We start from the raw sequence: 17,424 nt of genomic DNA, 5'->3' as shown, positions 1-17,424 counted from the left end.
GAGTCTGTCTACCTTTCAAGCTTGAATTTGCAGCAGTTTGTTTGGTATTTAGGCAAGGCAGCGCCTATCTGGTGTGGTATTGCCCATAAATAGGCGATAACGCAGCATCAGTGCCAAACAGGCGCTGCACTTCTGGTTCTGCCTAGGGGCGATTTACTCTTTGTTGCCTACATTGATTTAGCTAAAGGGCGTGAGCAGGACGCGCAAGCTTTGATCGGTTTTGACTTACTCCACTAGGTTACAAACCTCGCGCCGCGATTAAACCACCCTAGTTTGAATGAATTTTAATCCGCAAAGATAAACAGACCCTAATCTAAAATGCGTAATGGGTATCTTTTTGAGCAGAGTTTAACTTTGTTTTGTCCGCATGTTTTTCATAATTCAAACATACTTTGAGGTTATTCTGTTACTTAAGTTGTATTCGCTTGCTCTGTACACGTTGCTTTTGTAAAATCCGTCTATCATTTTTCGTCGAGCGGACGTTATTATCAAACAGCTCTTTAGTGCAACGGGTCCTTTAGCTTTATCTTTAGAGGGATACACACCGCGTCAACCTCAAATAGATATGGCTGTCGCTGTGAGTCAGGCATTAAAAAATCGTTCTCAATTAGTCGTCGAAGCGGGGACTGGTACCGGTAAAACTTATGCCTATTTAGCACCTGCATTAAAGTCTGAAGGTAAAACAATTATTTCGACGGGGACTAAGGCTTTACAAGAACAGCTCTACCATCGTGATTTACCCCAATTAGTTAAAGCCCTGAGTGCATCAAAAAAAACGGCCTTATTAAAGGGGCGCAGTAATTATCTGTGTTCTTATCGGCTCAATCAGCATGTTGCGCATGTGCCTACAGATGACTCAGATGTCATGCATCAATTGGCAATGGTGGCTAAGTTTGCAAGTGAGACTCATACAGGTGATTTAGCTGATTGTATTGGTATTGAAGAGGATGCCAAAGTTTTACCCTATGTTAGTTCAACAGCTGATAATTGCTTAGGCAAAGAATGCCCAGACTTCCAAGAGTGTTATATTCGTAAAGCCAGATTAAAGGCAATGGATGCCGATGTTGTGGTCGTTAATCACCATTTGTTTTTTGCAGATATGGCAGTTAAAGACACCGGGTTCGCAGAGCTTATTCCCACCGCAGATGCCTATATTTTTGATGAAGCACATCAATTAAGTGAGATTGCCAGTGATTACTTTGGCGAAAGTGTAAGTACAAAAAAATTAGTTGATTTAATCACTGATCTTCGTGCTATTTATCGTTCAGACATACCTGATATGCTGCAATTGGGAAAAACACTTAATAAATTAGAGACCAGTGTTGCTGATCTTCGATTACAATTTGGTGTGGACGGTAGCCGAGGCGATTGGCGCCAAATGCTTGCTGACAAAGATGTATGTGCAGCACTACACCGAGTTATTAGTGATTTAGATTTCCTATATCAAGTACTCAAACATTGTTTAGATCGAAGCGAAAAGATTGAGCATCCGTTTGAACGCACACTTGCTTTTAAAGGCCAGCTAGAGCGAGTTTTTGATATAAGTCAAACGGGTTACAGCTACTGGTATGAAACAACACGCCGATATTTAACAGTGCATGTAACACCGCTTAATGTGTCAGTGAAATTCGCGCAAATGATGAAAGATACAGGTGCAGGCTTTGTGTTTACCTCGGCCACTTTATCTGTTGATAATGAGTTGGATCATTTTAATGCAAGCTTAGGGCTCAAACCGGAACAAAGTATGATGGTTGATAGTCCGTTTGATTATCAGAATCAAGCTTTATTGTGCTTACCGCGTTACTTGCCAGAAACACATGCTGCAAATATGCCTCATGCAATTATTAAATTAACATTAGATTTGATAAAAGCAGCAAAAGGGCGATGCTTTGTGTTGTTCACCAGTTACAGAATGATGCATTTAGTTGCTGAGGGGTTGAGCACGCAAATTGATTACCCCATTTATATGCAAGGACAAATGTCTAAGCGAATAATCTTAGAAAAATTTACCCGACACGGCAATGCAGTGTTACTCGGTACCGCGTCGTTTTGGGAAGGCGTAGATGTTAGAGGTAGTACACTTAGTTGTGTTATTATTGATAAGCTTCCCTTTGCAGCACCTGACGACCCATTACTTCAAGCAAAAATGCAAGATGCTCAAATGCAAGGATACGATCCATTTGCTTATATTCAGCTTCCACAAGCGGTTATTGCGCTTAAGCAAGGTGTGGGGAGATTAATACGCGATAATCGCGATAAAGGCGTTTTAGTAATATGTGATAACCGTTTAGTTACTCGTCAATATGGGCAAGTATTTTTAAAAAGTTTACCGCCAATGCGCAGAACTCGAAGCATTGAACAAGCGAGCAAATTTTTAGAACAGATAAATTAGAGATTATAAATAATGAGTAAATCAACTAAAACAGCAGCCATCAATTTTCTAGCGCTCGATGCATCTACAGAGGCGCTTTCAATTGTATTAAATGTAAATGGTGATGTTTTTCATCATTTTGAAGAGTGTCCACAACAACATAGTCAAAAAATTCTGCCGCTTGTAGACTCATTATTAGCGAAAGCAAAGTGCAACCTTAAAGATATGGATGTTATTGGCTTTGGTCAAGGTCCAGGCAGTTTTACAGGGGTTCGTATCAGTGTCGCTATTGCTCAAGGCTTAGCATATGCTTGTAAATTACCACTTGTGGGCGTCTCAACACTGCAAATGATGGCACAACAAGCGTATCAGCAAACAGGCGCTACCCACGTTTTTAGTGCCATTGATGCGCGCATGGGGGAAATTTATTTTGCTGAATATGCATTAGGTGAAAACTCCACGATGGAACTCGTTGCAGAGGAACAAGTATTGAAACCTGAGCAATTAATGCTTCAAGGCAAGCAAGGGGTTGCAGTTGGTACAGGTTGGCAAACATACTCAGAAATATTGTCTGAATGCTCGCAAATAACCATTGATTCGACTATAACACTGCCAGATGCGTTATTTATGTCAGCCTCAGTTACGGGGAATTTTGAGTTAGGTAATACAGTTGAAGCAGCCCAGGCGCAACCTAAATATGTTAGAGACACAGTTACTTGGAAAAAGCTTCCTGGAAGAGAATAATAGTCAACAGACTCTGATGTTTTCTCATTACATCGACATTAGTTGTTTTTTGTAAAGCGTAGTTTAATTTATATACTTGCAAGGATGCACAATATGACACATAATTATTCAATGCGTATTAGTGAGAAACCGCTATGACTTTACCCATTGGCTCAGGTTTTTTTACAGGTGATATACCTGGCAAAATTACACCAAAACAGAATATAGCTAATAAACCACAAAGTTTATTAGAGAATTCTGCTACTCTCGATAAAAAGCCAGAGTTTGTAAAGTCTACTCAAGCCGGTATTGAACTTGCTCAACAGCTTCAATTTGCTAGTACCAAAGCTTCGGCTGATTATCAGCAAACCATCTACGATCAACCAACTCCTAAAGTAAGTAAAGCCATTTCTACCTACTCAGAGCTTGCAAATCTTGAGCGACGTGCCGAGGTACAAAATCTTATTGGTGTTGATATTTACGCCTAATTTAGATTCACTCATTGTGTGCTTGTCAAATTGAAAATCCCCAAAAACCTTGATCCCGATAACTTTTTTGTAATTAAATGGTTAATTAACGTTAATTTTTTGTGGTTGATTTGCTGTTTAAGGTTGTTAAATTCCCTGAAATAGGTATTGTAGTAAAAAAATAATAAGAATTTATCGTGCTGTTTTCCAAAGTATTTCATCAGTTTAATCAAAACGCAGTTAAGGTGTCATCAAACACTGTTATTTTGTCCTTACGTGAAGGATATATCGCGCTCATTCCATTTTTTATTGTCGCTTCTGTGATTACACTTCTAAACCAGTGGTTTAATTTAGCTGACAAAGGTGGTGAACATGAATATTTGAATGATTTTAATCAGCTAATATGGGCCCTTTTACCACTGATCACGCTTATCTCTTTTAGTTATTATTTATCAAAAAACTTACGACTGCATACAATCGCTGCTCCTGTTTTAGTTCTTACGTGCTTTTCAGTTAGTACGGGGTATATAACAGCACAGATGGAAAATGTATTGGTAAATAATCGTTCAGGTGTATTGTACTCAATCCTTATGCCTATTTTATGTTGTTATTTACTGAAGTACTTTTCTTCTTTTAGCGCCTTAAAAATTGTGGGTATTAGTACGATAAGCTTATTTTTAAGGAAGCACTTAAATTTAATATTTCCTTATTTACTCGTAAGTATTATCACACTAATGTTAATTCCTTTTATCACTAACTTAGGTGAGTTCTTCGTTGCTTACTTGATAAATTTAGATCAGAGCCCGTCAATATTAGATAAGCTCAGCTTACAAATGATTAGTGCCAACTTATTATGGTTTGTGGGTATCCATGGCGATAATGCTTACCATATCTTAACGCCGGTTACGTACACAGACTATGATGTATTTAATGGGTTAAGTAGTTACAATTTTTTTAGTACTTTTGTTTTATTAGGCGGAACAGGGTGTCTTTGGGGGCTTATTGTTGCATGTTTTATGATCAAAAATGCAGAGCATGAACGCAGTATAGCCCGTATCTCTATGCCCCTTGCCGTTTTTAATATCAGTGAGGTAATGATTTATGCACTGCCTATAGTCTTTAATCCATTTTTTTTAGTGCCATTCTTACTGACACCTATTCTAAATGGTGTAATTTCATATTCGCTGATTGACAGTGGTTTACTGATATTAAATACAAATGAACATATTCCATGGTTTACACCTGTTATTTTAAGCGGTTGGATGGTAACGCATAGTTGGACCGGGGTTGCCCTGCAACTTGGCTTGATTTTAATAAATGCGATTGTTTATTACCCGTTTGTTTTAGCCAATAAGCGTCATAATATTACAGGGAAGGCATTGGATATGCTGGTTAAACGTTATAGTGCAGGAGAAAGCATTGAAGGTCAGTCAGAGCAATCATTTGCACGTTCGCATTCGTTAAATCAACTAGAACAATACAGTTTAAAATCTGTAACTGATGCGCTTAATTCAGGTGCTCTATCCTTGTATTATCAACCTAAAATAGATCCAAAAACGCAAGACATTGTTGGTTTTGAAGCGTTACTAAGATTGATTCAGGCCGATGGTGTGGTGGTTGGACCTTGGTTTTTAGAAACCTTAGAACAACATAATTTGATGTACATTATTGATGATTTTGTGATTGATCAACTTGAAGTTGACTTAAGTAATTTTGCAGCTCAAGGTTTTAAGCCTAATATTAGTTTTAATATTTCGCCACAAAACTTGTTAGCAGGGGGCTATAAACGTGTCGTTAACGCGTTTGCTAGATACCCAAATCAGGTTGAAGTAGAGATACTCGAATCTAGTTACATAGAAGACTTTGAGGCAACTGTTAAGCTTGTTAATTTTTTAAATAAACATCATATAAAATGTGCGATGGATGATTTTGGCACGGGATATTCTTGTTTATCTGTTTTGTCTAGACTCAACGTTAACACCATAAAGTTAGACAGAAGTTTATTACCAGAAGGTGATAATAAGAAATCAGTCGTGTTATACCAACATTTAGCTAAGATATGCGAAGAGCTAGGCTTTAATGTTGTTGCTGAAGGAGTTGAAAGTCAAATGCATGAAGAGGTTGTTAAAAAAGCCCAGATACATTCTGCTCAAGGCTTTTTATATAACAAAGCATTGCCTTTTAATGTGGCAATGGCTTTGTTAAATCCTAAGAATTAATTTTTGTCGATGTAGTGAATAAGTTTATCAGCAATATCTGTATTATTCATCGAACCGGCGAAATCATTCGCTCCTTTGCCATAAGCAAATATTTGAACATCTACAGCGGTATGGCCGCCAGTAGTCCAGCCAGTAAAGCTTGCTTTGCTAATAATATCTTTTATTGCAAGGTTTAATGGCTTTACTCCCATTTTTTTGGCTTGCTCTAATTTGACTTTGTTCTCAGGGGTGAAGGCTATTTTAGTATTTTCTTCCCATACAGGCTGAAGATTTGAAGCGTCGAATAGTAATTTAGTGAGCTTACCTGCCGTTGCTTTAACACCTTTTATTACTTCGGTTTCCCACTTATACTGACCATGAGCACCCAATGTTAAGCCTCCGGTAGAATGGTCAGCTGTAACAACCAATAATGTGTCGGGGTTCTTATCAATATAAGCTTTAGCTAATTCGATTGATTTCGCAAAATCATCCATTTCTGCCATCGCACAAGCAATGTCGTTAGCGTGGCCACACCAATCAATTTGACTGCCTTCAATCATTACAAAAAAACCGTCACTTTTTGTATTATCGAGTAAATTTAAGGCTTTATTGGTCATTTTAGATAAGCGATTAGGGTTTTCATCAAGAGCAAAAGGCATACCAGATGGAGCATAAAGGCCAATTGCAGGTATTTGTTTGATATTTGCTAATTCACTGAAGTTGTCACTGTACTGGTAACCGGCCGCTTTAAATTCAGCAACCAAATCACGATCCTCACGAATAAAATATTGTGTGCCGCCACCGAGCATTAAGTCAACGGGCAGCTTCCCAGCAATTTTATTATCGATGTAGTCATTAGCAATTTCATCATAATTACGTCGAGATTCATTGTGGGCAGCAAAACTAGCCGGGGTGGCATGATTTATTTGTGACGTTGCAACGAGTGCCGTGATCATGCCTTTTTCTTTGGCTATTTCTAGCATGGTTTTTACAGGCTTTTTATTTGTATCAACCGCGATAGCTCCATTATAACTTTTATGACCAGAGCTCAGTGCAGTCGCACTTGCAGCGCTGTCTGTCACTACAGTATGGTCGTCTGGGTAAGTATGGGCCATCCCGGTTAATATTGAATCAAAAACTGTTTTTTCAATTTCTTTGGTCGTTGGATCATCTTTATAGTATCGGTATGCTGTTGTATAAGCAGGGCCCATACCATCACCAATCATATATATTATGTTTTTTGGAGTTTGTTCAGCATAAACTGCGCTTGAACACATTAACGCCAATAGGCTTAATTGTTTTTTCATTTTTGTACCCTGTCCATTATGTGTTGTTATTGTATACCTACTGTATTATAAATAAACGTCTTTTTCGGTGAATTGGCTTAATTTAAAGAGGAGTAACTTAGTGCAACCTTTTTCAATCCAAAGTGGCAAATTAGCCCTTCGTGGCCTAACATTTGGCGATGGGGATGAAGTCGTCATTGCATTGCATGGTTGGCTGGACAATTGTCACAGCTTTATTCCAATGCTTGAAGGCGTAAACTTGAACGAAAAATGGTATTGCATCGATTTTCCAGGACATGGTTTGTCGGATTGGCGCAGTGAAGACGCACATTACTATTTTGTAGACTACGTTGACGATGTTTATAATTTGATTAACCAAATTGGTGCAGAACAAGTCCATTTGGTTGGTCATTCTATGGGCGCTATGGTTGCTGGATTATTCGCAAGTTGTTTTGCAGAAAAGGTCAAGTCAGTAACTATGATAGAAGGGGTTGGTGTTATTACAACGCCAAGTGAAGATGTTGTAAAGCAGCTTAGACAAGCGATTCTAAAGCGTTATGAAGTTAAAGGCAGAACGCAACGTGTATATAAATCAAAGGAACAAGTATTTAAAGCGCGTGCGATGTCGAGTGACTTACCGCATACACTTATTGCTCTTTTAATGAACAGGAATCTGACAGCGACAAGTCAGGGGGTTATGTTAACAACGGATCCTAAGCTTAAAAATCACTCAGGTTTTAGATTTGATGAACAGCAATGTATAGCTGTTATAAGTAAAATAAATGTACCCTGTCAACTCATTATAGGTGATGATGGTTATTCCTTTGTTAGCGAGAATGTCGAGAAATATAAATTATATTTCAAAGGTTTAAATGTAATTTCAGTTAAAGGGGGGCATCATTGTCATATGCAAAGTGCGCAGCGGTGTTTAGTGCAAGTTCATGAGTTTATGCAGCAAAATGGTGCATGTTAATTGTATATCTGCCCCAAATGTGGGATTATTTACTCATTAGAGTATTTGCTCGATTGTTAAAGTGCCTTACATAGTTTAAGGTTTAATAAAAATAAATTATAAATAGAACAGGAGCTAAGAGTGGAAAAGATCTGGCTTAAGCGCTACCCAAAAGGTATGCCTGAAACTATCGACCCTGAACACTACAACTCGTTACTAGAAGTGTTTGAGAAAAGCTTCTCGGATTATAAAGATTTACCCGCATTTACTAATATGGGTAAAACACTAAGTTATAACGAAATGGACAGCGCAACAAAACGTGTTGCATCCTATATCCAAAATGATTTAGGGTTGAAAAAAGGTGCTAAGGTCGCGGTTATGATGCCGAACCTATTGCAAACACCAGTTACGATTTTGGGTATTTTACGTGCAGGTTGTGTTGTTGTTAACGTAAACCCACTTTACACTGTGCGAGAACTCGAACATCAGTTAAATGACTCTGAGTCTGAGGCAATCTTTATACTTGCAAACTTTGCAGATACCTTGGAAAAATCGCTATCAAAAACCAATGTAAAGCATATTGTCGTAACGCAAGTGGGCGATATGGTAGGTGGCCTTAAAAAGCACATTGTAAATTTAGTTGTGAAGCATATTAAAAAAATGGTTCCTGCTTACAGCTTACCAAACCCGATCAAGTTTTCAGAGGTTTTGAAGGGCGATGAAAGCCGCTATACCAAACCAGATGTGAACTTGAATGACTTAGCTTTCTTGCAGTACACCGGTGGAACAACCGGTGTATCTAAAGGGGCAATGCTAAGTCATGGCAATATGGTAGGAAACCTAGAGCAGGTTTCAGGGTGTTTAGACAACGTACTGGAGCGTGGCAAAGAAGTGGTTGTTACGGCTTTACCGCTTTATCATATCTTCGCTCTTACAGCTAACTGTTTAACGTTTATGAAATATGGTGGATTAAACTTACTGATCACCAACCCGCGTGATATGCCTGGTTTTGTGAAGGAGCTTAGCCAGCATAAATTTACAGCCATTACTGGTGTAAACACATTATTTAATGGTTTGCTAAATACACCGGGTTTTTCAGACTTAGATTTTAGTCATCTTAAAATGTCTTTAGGTGGCGGTATGGCTGTTCAGCGACCTGTTGCTGAAAAATGGCAAAAAGTAACACACTCTAAGCTAATGGAAGGCTATGGCCTAACCGAATGTGCACCACTTGTAACAATTAGCCCTTATGATTTAGATTCTTACAATGGGTCTATTGGATTACCTGCACCAAGTACTGAGCTAAAGCTTATTTTAGACAATGGTGAAGAAGCAGCTAAAGGTGAGCCAGGTGAGTTGTGGGTAAAAGGTCCTCAAGTTATGCTGGGTTATTATAACCGTCCTGATGCTACAGCAGAGTGCTTGAAAGATGGCTGGTTTGCTACAGGTGACATTGCGACCTATGATGATGAAGGCTTTTTCTACATAGTGGACCGCAAAAAAGATATGATTATCGTATCTGGCTTTAATGTTTTCCCAAATGAGATAGAAGAAGTCGTGGCAATGCATGATGGCGTACTTGAATGCGCTGCGATTGGTATTCCTCACGACGTTAGTGGTGAACAAGTTAAAGTTTTTATTGTTAAAAAAGACCCATCTTTAACTGAAAAAGATATAATAAAGCACTGTCGTGATAATTTAACTAATTACAAAGTTCCAAAACTCGTTGAGTTTAAGGATGAGCTGCCAAAAACAAATGTTGGCAAAATACTCAGAAGAGCTTTAAAAGATTAGCAACTATAAAAAAACCGGCAACTGCCGGTTTTTTTATTGTAGGAGCACAAGTGCAATACCAATTGATCCAAACACAAATTCAATTAAACACGTTTGTTGAGCAAATTCGCAACAAACCGTTACTGGCAATTGACACAGAGTTTATGCGCAGACGTACTTTGTACCCTGAAGTAGCGCTTATTCAAGTCTATGATGGTGAGCATTTAGCGCTTATTGATCCTCTATCCGAGTTATCATTATTTGATTTTTGGGAAATCTTGCGTGATGAAAGTGTATTAAAAATACTTCATTCACCATCAGAAGACATTGAAGTATTTCAAAAATACGCTGGGTTTGTTCCAGCCCCTTTATTTGATACTCAATTTGCACTGCAATTACTAGGTCATGGAAATTGTATGGGGTTTGCCCATATGGTTAAGTCATTACTTAATATTGACATTGATAAAAGTGAATCAAGAACTAACTGGTTGCAACGCCCACTAACAAATAGTCAGCTTGATTATGCAGCCGCTGATGTGTTTCATTTATTACCATGTTTTGACATTATCATTGAGCAAATCAATGCTGCAAATTATTTTGAGTTAGTGATAAATGAAAGTAACTTGGTTGCTCAAAAGCGTGCTTATCAAACTCCAGATGAGTTATTGTATAAAGATATTAAAAATGCATGGCAGTTAAAGCCTTCTGAACTAGTTGTTCTAAAAGAGCTTGCTGCGTGGCGAAAGAACAAAGCAATACGCAAAAATCTTGCACTAAATTTTGTGCTAAAAGAACATAACCTTGTTGAGATTGCTAAGCGTAAGCCAAGTAGCCTTAATGCTCTGCGCAATATCCCAGAAGTAGAGAATATTGAGGTTAATCGCTCAGGTGTAGAAGTTTTAAAATGCATAGAAAAAGCGAAAGTAGTGCCTGTGTCTGATTACCCTGAGCAATTAAAAAGATTAATCGACTTTCCTACGTATAAAAAAGCGGCAAAAGACATTAAACAAACAATTACTAAAGTTGCAAAAGAGCAGGGCATTCCTGAGGATGTCATGGCATCTAAAAAGCAGATTAATCAATTAATTAGTTGGAATTGGAAGCTCACACCTGAACAACGTAAAACCCATTTGAAGCCAGATTTACTTAATTCTTGGCGTTATGAGTATCTTAAAGGTGCCATCAAGGAATGGGATGTTTAAATAGACTGAGGAACTCGTTTTACATTAAACGAGTTCCATTAGTTCAGTTTAGTTTTGCATGGCTTTTAAGATTTTATCTAAGTTTGCTTTTGATTTAGCAACGCTTTGCAATGGACTCATACCCGCAGGAAACTCCTCTTGTTCTATTACCAACCATTTTGTGCCTCCATCGGTAATAAGAGAATTGATAATTTTTTTCCATGGATAGTTGTTTTCACCAAATATAGGGTTTAAGCCGTCATCTTTGTGGGTGCGTACTTTTAAATGAGCTGCATAGGTTCTGCCCGCGTATTTTTTTATAAAATAAACAGGTTCTTTACCTGCATAATGTAGCCAACCTATATCAAGTTGCAGTGGCAATTCATTAGGTGTATTGCTGGCTAATGCATCCCAATAAGTTTCATTATTAAATTGTTCAAACTCTTTGTTGTGATTATGAAAACCAATATACATATCATATTTTTGTGCAATCTCATTAAGTTCTTTTAGTTGTTTTACTAATGGCATTATACCTGTAGGATCCCATGCTCGCTCATCCCACGGCACGAACAAATTAGTTACGCCAAGTGTCTTATAAAATAATAAAGCCTCCATTAATTGGGTGTTTGAAAGTTTATCAAAACCTATATGTGCACTACTGGCAACTAAGTTTAAATCATTTAGTTTGTTTTTTAATGCTCCTGGGTTATCTGCATAGGGGCCAAAGTCACCAGCAAACTCAAGTCCTTCAAAGCCCATATCCGCAAGTGCTGTGACGGTTGCATTAAAATCAGCTTTTAAATCATCCTTAACTGACCACAATTGCACGCTTACCTTAGCTGACTCGAACGTACTTGCGTTACTTGTGAAAGGGAACATCACAAGCAGGAGCAAACTACACACAATAGAATTAATTAAGAAGGAATGAGAGGATTTAAACATAAGATTACACCTAAATATAAGCAGGGAATAAATCCCTGCTTGGACTGGGCTAAGAAAAAAGAGGACTCAGATTACAAATTAGTCGGTATAAGCATATTGGCTTAGACCAAGTTCATTTAACACGCTATCTAAGTGTTGCTTTGCTTCAGCTGAAGGACCTGGATAATCACCTGTAATAGGTACATTACCTAAGTAACCAATGTCTTTACATCCTTGTGGTGAGCAAAAATAGGCACCAAGAACCAGATTCTTTAAACGTAAAAAAGCATTGCCAATTCGCTGAAACTGCTCTGGCGTAGTGTCATCGAAATACGCAATATCATTCAATATTGCTGTTTGTTTTTCACGGCTTAGCGCAACAAACTTTGTTTTAAATCGCATAACCGATTCATCATCAATCCAAGCGAGGCCATGTAAAATAGTAACGCGATCTTTTTGTTGGCCGTTATAGGGTGAGCTGACCCACTCATCGATAACACTAGGAACATTTACCTCGGTTGCACTTGGGTTATCACCTTCTCTAGGTACAATATAATTCGCTAAAACAGCCACTAGTGATAGTTGTTCTTGCGTTAATGTAAGCGGCCAAGGTGATTCAGGTGGTATAACTAAATTAGGATCAGTGCCATAGCCTTTCGCAGTGATGGGCTTTATATCTAGAGTAGGCCAATGGCCTTTTGTACTAATCGTTTCTTCAAGCGCTTTACTGCAACCAGCTGAGAGCGACACTGCTGAGCCCGCAGCTAGTAATCCAAGCCATTTAAGGGATTCTCGGCGTGTCATTCCGGAAATATATTTGTAAGAGTCAACACGATCATCATTATGCATATCAAAGTACTCCTTGTTCTATTTGTTTGGAGATCCAAGTTGAGTTGCGCATGGCTAAAGTCATAATTGTTAGCGTACAGTTTTTGTGTGGGTTAGAAGCAAAAGTTCCTGCGTCCATTACAAATAAATTTTCACAATCCCAAGTTTGACCCCATTGATTAGTGACCGACTCTTTAGGTGAGCTGCCCATACGGGTTGTGCCCACTTCGTGAATTATTTCACCTCCTTTTGAAATTGCTTTTTCAGCAGGGGGTAATTTACCAACCTTAGCACCCATGTTTTCAAGGATTTGCTTTGCTGTTTTTAAACCATGCTCAATCTGTTTGAGCTCTCTATCAGACCATTTAAAATGAAATTTAGAAACTGGAATACCCCATTTATCTTTAGTATTTTCATCAATTTCCATGTAAGAGTCATCGTTTGGTAGCATTTCACCGCGCAGTGCTAGTCCTACATATGAACCATAAGCATCACGTACTTGCTGTTTAAGCTCTACACCAAGACCCCGTTTATCGCCTGAAACACCTGAACCTGGCTGGTTGAAACCACTGCTTATTTCAAAGTGATATCCTCTAGGAAAATCAAGTTCACCTTTTGCTTGAGCTTTATGGCCCCACCAAGGAATAAATAAATGGTTTCCTGTATGGCCGTCTTCATTATAACGAGGTCGACCTTTTAAAGCTGGGATTTGAGCACCTAACCACGCACCCGTTGAGTCCATCAAATTTTTACCGATTTGACCACTCGAGTTAGCAAGACCTTTAGGGTGCTTTTTGTGTTTTGAGTTCAGTAGAATACGCGCTGATTCGCAGGCACTTGCAGCAAGTATAACAATATCAGCATTTAGTGATTGTTCAGTCACTGACTTTTTATCAACATAAGTTACACCAGTCACTTTACCATCATCATTCACTGCAACAGACTTAACCATAGCATCCGTTATAATTTCTAAGTTACCAGTTGCTTTAGCCATTGGTAGTAGAGACGTGGTTGTTTGAAATGCAGCGCCAATAGAACACCCAGAGCCACAAGGTGTTGCATAAAAACACGCCAAGCGGTCATCTTTAGGACGCGTTAATACTGCTCTATGCATGGGGACTGCTGGGATCCCAAGCTTTTTCGCTGATGCTGCAATCAATAACTCAGGAATTCTGGGGGTTGGTGGTGGCTGCAATACACCAGGTGCTGATGGCGGCATATCATCAAGACCTGTGTTTGTACCACAAATACCCACTAACTCTTCAGTTTTGTCATACCATGGTGCTATATCTTCGTAGCTAAACGGCCAATCTGCACCGTTTCCGTCTTGGCTTTTTCCTTTAAAATCGTGCTCACTAAAACGCAACGAATAACGGCCCCAGTGGTTTGTTCGGCCACCAAGCATGCGTGCGCGCCACCAATAAAAGTCAGTCCCTTTGGCATTTGTATAGGGTTCATCAGGTACTTGCCAGCCGCCATCAACGGTTGCGTCATAAAAGCCAAAGTTTTTATCTTTATTACCAGCGCCCATTAACGGGGCTTCACTGTTACGACGAAACATCGGGCTTTCCGTTTTTGGGTCGTAATCACGACCTGCTTCAAGTAACAATACTTTGTGGCCTAACTTAGTTAATGTATACGCGGCCATTGCACCGCCGGCACCTGAGCCAACAACGAGTACTTTATGATTGAATTTTTTCATCGTTATAGCTCCTTAATTTTTATATTTTTGAACCAGACTTTGTCACCATGATCTTGCAGGCCTATATGGCCTTGTTTTGAGGTTGCAAAGTTAGACCATGTAGCAAATTTACTGTTTTTTACTAATGTGTTCCAAGGGCTGCTGCCTATAACCATACTGACGGTACTCACGCCGTTCTGCCAAACTTGCAGATGATTATCGAGCATTTTTATTCGTACAGTATTCCATTGCATTGCTGGTTTATGTGCAGCAGTCGGTGCTGAAAGTAAATCATAAATTGACCCCGCTAAATGCGAATCTATTTCGGTATCCGCATGGCGTTCATTATCAATAATTTGAATTTCTGGGGCGTGAGAGTAAATATAACTACCTAGCTCATCAGCAAGAACAAATATGCCGCTATTACCCACTTCACTAATTTTCCAATCAAGTTTTAGGTCAAAATTCTTATAGATTTTTTTTGTTAAAATGTCACCACCACCTTTAGTAAGCAGCATTGCGCCATCATCTATTTTCCATTTTGAGCTAAGTTCATCACTTTTAAAGTTACGCCAATGAGACATATCTTTGCCATTGAATAGTAATTGCCAGCCTGTGGCGCGTTCTTCTTTTGTTAATTTATTATCTTGAGTCTGTGCAATTACAGTGCTACTGAAAAGCAGTGCAAGTGACATAATCGAAATTGATTTAAGCATATGTTGCCCCTTATATTGTGTGCTATTTATTGCTATTAAACGCATTTCTTTACATTTTTTTGTTTTGTTATAAACAGGTGAAAACCAAAAAATACAACAATCAGTACAATTGGAAAGATTAATAGGTTCTCTAAAACAGCTTGCCCAGCAACGATTTCAATTTGTTCTACTGAGATATTGCTCGCTTGTGCATGTTGTTTGGCATCATCTATCCAATAACCTATCACTGGATTCCACAGACTCATTGCAAACATGCCAGCCCCGCCAATTAATGACATCCCTAATGCACCAGTTTTTGGTGTATATTCGGCAACACAGCCAATCATGGTCGGCCAAAAATACGTGACACCAATGGCGAATAGCGCTGCGGCAAAATAAATTGCACTTCCTTGAGCTTGGCTCATTAAAAAAATGCCGATTGTTGAAAATACCGCTGAGCCTAGAAGCACGCCAGATGGACTAAAGCGATGAACAATTGGACCTGCAAAATAACGACCCAGTGCCATAAGGCCAGTAATAAGCGCTAAAATGACCATTGGGGATGCGCCTGAAGACCCTAATATCTGTTCAATCCATTGCTGAGTGCCAAACTCTGTTACCGCAGTTATCGTCATACAAATGATTAAAAATATATACAAAGGTGAAACGAGGTTTCTCACGTTACTGCTGGTGGAGTTTTGCTGTGCATCAAATTTAGGAAATTGCGCTGTAAGCATCATCGCGCCATAAATAGCGGTAGGAATTAATATCAAAGCGACTTGCCATTGCCAGTTAAAACCTGATGCTGTCATTGCACTTGAAGCTAATGCGCCTATAACGATACCGCCGGGAAACCAAACATGGAATCGGTTCAACATCGTTGTTTTGTTATTTGGATACATTTGCGCAATAAGCGGATTACAGCCGGCTTCAACAGAGCCATTTGCAAAACCAATTAAAAAAGTTGAGATAAGTAAGGCCCAAAAACCATCTGCGGATATTGTTAGTAACAAGCCGAGTAAATGACAAGCAAACGCCAGTGCTACTAATTTTTTAGCTCCGATTGCGTTATAGATGATACCACCGAGCATAGTCGCTATCGGAAAACCCAAAAAGGCCATTGCATTGACCCAACCGAGTTGTGTATTCGTTAAGCCAAACTGCTCGCCAAGTTGCCCTAAAATACCAGCACGAATCGCAAACGTCATTGAGGTGACAATTAATGCGATACAGCATAAGCGAAAAATGAGGCTGTGATTATTATTGTTATTCATTGTGTTGTCCTATTTAGTTAATACCCAATATCCGTTTATTACGGTGGGGATTGGTATTCATTGCACTAAAATCATCAAACGCTTTGGTTGCAGGCGTTATTAAATGTTGTTCAATAAACGGTGCGCCTTCTTTAGCCCCTTGTTCAGAATCTTTAATACAACACTCCCATTCCAAAACAGCCCAGCCATCAAACCCATACTGCGTTAATTTGCTGAATATTGATTTAAAATCTATTTGACCATCACCGAGCGAGCGAAATCTCCCTGGTCGCTCTTGCCAATCTTGGTAGCCCCCATAAACACCACTGCGGCCATTTTGATTAAACTCTGCATCTTTCACGTGAAAAGCTTTGATCCGCTCATGATAAATATCTATAAATGCAAGGTAATCCAGCTGTTGCAATACTAGGTGGCTCGGATCATAGAGAATATTTACTCTTGGATGATTGCCTGTTGCAGCTAAAAAGCGCTCAAATGTAATGCCATCATGTAAGTCTTCACCTGGGTGTAACTCGTAGCAAACATCTACGCCCATTTCGTCAAAGTAATCAAGTATCGGTAGCCAGCGTTTAGCAAGTTCGTTAAAGCCTTCTTCAACTAGGCCTTGCGGTCGTTGCGGCCAAGGATAGAAAGTATGCCAAAGTAGCGCACCCGAAAATGTTACGTGGTTTTTAAGTCCTAAATTTTTACTTGCTTTGGCAGCAAACATTAATTGTTTAATCGCCCATTCAGTTCTCTTTTCTGGGTTACCACGCAACTGCTCTGGTGCAAAATTATCAAACATTTCATCATAAGCAGGATGCACAGCAACTAACTGTCCCTGTAAATGGGTTGATAACTCGCTGATTGTAAGCCCTGCTTGTTTAGCAATGCTAGTCACTTCATCGCAGTATTCTTGGCTTTGGGCTGCTTTTTCTAAATCGAATATCTCAGTATTTGATGTTGGCAGTTGAATTGCTTTATATCCAAGCTCTCCCGCCCATCGGCAAATATCTTTAAAATTATTAAATGGCGCTTCATTGCTTATGAATTGCGCTAAAAATATTGCTGGGCCTTTTATTTTTTTCATACTAT

General features: G+C 39.0%; 14 protein-coding genes. 7 read left to right on the top strand and 7 right to left on the bottom strand.

What is annotated here, in order from left to right; translation table 11 throughout:
- Positions 1-565 precede the first annotated feature (565 nt).
- The 4 genes from C7Y70_RS04910 to C7Y70_RS04895 all read left to right on the top strand — a co-directional run bounded on the left by C7Y70_RS04910 (position 566) and on the right by C7Y70_RS04895 (position 5,780).
- Complete coding sequence (locus C7Y70_RS04910) at positions 566-2,392, top strand: ATP-dependent DNA helicase (RefSeq protein WP_237113939.1); 1,827 nt, start codon at positions 566-568, stop codon at positions 2,390-2,392.
- Between the two features lie 12 nt (positions 2,393-2,404).
- Entirely contained in the window at positions 2,405-3,115 is a 711-nt protein-coding gene (gene tsaB, locus C7Y70_RS04905) for a tRNA (adenosine(37)-N6)-threonylcarbamoyltransferase complex dimerization subunit type 1 TsaB (protein ID WP_135473589.1), read from the top strand.
- A gap of 134 nt (positions 3,116-3,249) precedes the next feature.
- The gene (locus C7Y70_RS04900) at positions 3,250-3,582 is read left to right on the top strand and encodes a hypothetical protein (protein WP_099293378.1); all 333 of its coding nucleotides are present in this window, start codon (positions 3,250-3,252) and stop codon (positions 3,580-3,582) included.
- A gap of 176 nt (positions 3,583-3,758) precedes the next feature.
- Positions 3,759-5,780, top strand: coding sequence for an EAL domain-containing protein (locus tag C7Y70_RS04895; protein ID WP_245321360.1), 2,022 nt, complete (start codon positions 3,759-3,761; stop codon positions 5,778-5,780).
- Here C7Y70_RS04895 and C7Y70_RS04890 read toward each other — a convergent pair.
- The gene (locus tag C7Y70_RS04890; protein WP_135473588.1) at positions 5,777-7,066 is read right to left on the bottom strand and encodes an alkaline phosphatase; all 1,290 of its coding nucleotides are present in this window, start codon (positions 7,064-7,066) and stop codon (positions 5,777-5,779) included. The genes C7Y70_RS04895 and C7Y70_RS04890 overlap by 4 nt on opposite strands.
- Before the next feature lie 100 nt (positions 7,067-7,166).
- On the opposite strand from C7Y70_RS04890, the gene C7Y70_RS04885 reads away from it, so the two are divergent.
- The 3 genes from C7Y70_RS04885 to rnd all read left to right on the top strand — a co-directional run bounded on the left by C7Y70_RS04885 (position 7,167) and on the right by rnd (position 10,972).
- A complete protein-coding gene (locus tag C7Y70_RS04885) occupies positions 7,167-8,018 on the top strand; it encodes an alpha/beta hydrolase (RefSeq protein ID WP_135473587.1) in 852 nt (283 codons plus the stop codon).
- Between the two features lie 120 nt (positions 8,019-8,138).
- Positions 8,139-9,791, top strand: a complete 1,653-nt coding sequence (gene fadD, locus C7Y70_RS04880) for a long-chain-fatty-acid--CoA ligase FadD (RefSeq protein WP_099293372.1) — start codon at positions 8,139-8,141, stop codon at positions 9,789-9,791.
- A gap of 50 nt (positions 9,792-9,841) precedes the next feature.
- Positions 9,842-10,972: a ribonuclease D gene (gene rnd, locus C7Y70_RS04875; RefSeq protein ID WP_135473586.1), complete on the top strand. Its 1,131-nt coding sequence runs from the start codon at positions 9,842-9,844 to the stop codon at positions 10,970-10,972.
- Positions 10,973-11,020: 48 nt separating this feature from the next.
- Here rnd and C7Y70_RS04870 read toward each other — a convergent pair whose 3' ends face one another.
- The 6 genes from C7Y70_RS04870 to C7Y70_RS04845 form a co-directional block, all read right to left on the bottom strand.
- Positions 11,021-11,893, bottom strand: a complete 873-nt coding sequence (locus C7Y70_RS04870) for a sugar phosphate isomerase/epimerase (RefSeq protein ID WP_135473585.1) — start codon at positions 11,891-11,893, stop codon at positions 11,021-11,023.
- 78 nt (positions 11,894-11,971) lie between these two features.
- Positions 11,972-12,721: a gluconate 2-dehydrogenase subunit 3 family protein gene (locus tag C7Y70_RS04865; protein ID WP_135473584.1), complete on the bottom strand. Its 750-nt coding sequence runs from the start codon at positions 12,719-12,721 to the stop codon at positions 11,972-11,974.
- Between the two features lies 1 nt (position 12,722).
- Complete coding sequence (locus C7Y70_RS04860) at positions 12,723-14,402, bottom strand: GMC family oxidoreductase (RefSeq protein ID WP_135473583.1); 1,680 nt, start codon at positions 14,400-14,402, stop codon at positions 12,723-12,725.
- A gap of 2 nt (positions 14,403-14,404) precedes the next feature.
- Positions 14,405-15,097, bottom strand: coding sequence for a DUF1080 domain-containing protein (locus C7Y70_RS04855; RefSeq protein ID WP_135473582.1), 693 nt, complete (start codon positions 15,095-15,097; stop codon positions 14,405-14,407).
- A 35-nt stretch (positions 15,098-15,132) separates the two neighbouring features.
- Entirely contained in the window at positions 15,133-16,350 is a 1,218-nt protein-coding gene (locus C7Y70_RS04850; protein WP_135473581.1) for an MFS transporter, read from the bottom strand.
- A 13-nt stretch (positions 16,351-16,363) separates the two neighbouring features.
- On the bottom strand, positions 16,364-17,419 hold the full coding sequence (locus C7Y70_RS04845) for a sugar phosphate isomerase/epimerase family protein (protein WP_135473580.1): 1,056 nt from the start codon (positions 17,417-17,419) through the stop codon (positions 16,364-16,366).
- Positions 17,420-17,424: the final 5 nt, after the last annotated feature.

It is taken from the genome of Pseudoalteromonas sp. KS88 (genome assembly GCF_004766475.1).
Lineage (GTDB): Bacteria > Pseudomonadota > Gammaproteobacteria > Enterobacterales > Alteromonadaceae > Pseudoalteromonas.
Note: the sequence above shows the minus strand (reverse complement) of the source record. Positions and strands in the feature narration are given on the sequence as shown.

Excerpts from the sequence above, each read along its gene's own strand:
- C7Y70_RS04910 (WP_237113939.1), top strand. The coding sequence starts at position 566 with ATGGCTGTCGCTGTGAGTCAGGCATTAAAAAATCGTTCTCAATTAGTC.
- tsaB (WP_135473589.1), top strand. The coding sequence starts at position 2,405 with ATGAGTAAATCAACTAAAACAGCAGCCATCAATTTTCTAGCGCTCGAT.
- C7Y70_RS04900 (WP_099293378.1), top strand. The coding sequence starts at position 3,250 with ATGACTTTACCCATTGGCTCAGGTTTTTTTACAGGTGATATACCTGGC.
- C7Y70_RS04890 (WP_135473588.1), bottom strand. The coding sequence starts at position 7,066 with ATGAAAAAACAATTAAGCCTATTGGCGTTAATGTGTTCAAGCGCAGTT.
- C7Y70_RS04870 (WP_135473585.1), bottom strand. The coding sequence starts at position 11,893 with ATGTTTAAATCCTCTCATTCCTTCTTAATTAATTCTATTGTGTGTAGT.
- C7Y70_RS04865 (WP_135473584.1), bottom strand. The coding sequence starts at position 12,721 with ATGCATAATGATGATCGTGTTGACTCTTACAAATATATTTCCGGAATG.
- C7Y70_RS04860 (WP_135473583.1), bottom strand. The coding sequence starts at position 14,402 with ATGAAAAAATTCAATCATAAAGTACTCGTTGTTGGCTCAGGTGCCGGC.
- C7Y70_RS04855 (WP_135473582.1), bottom strand. The coding sequence starts at position 15,097 with ATGCTTAAATCAATTTCGATTATGTCACTTGCACTGCTTTTCAGTAGC.
- C7Y70_RS04850 (WP_135473581.1), bottom strand. The coding sequence starts at position 16,350 with ATGAATAACAATAATAATCACAGCCTCATTTTTCGCTTATGCTGTATC.
- C7Y70_RS04845 (WP_135473580.1), bottom strand. The coding sequence starts at position 17,419 with ATGAAAAAAATAAAAGGCCCAGCAATATTTTTAGCGCAATTCATAAGC.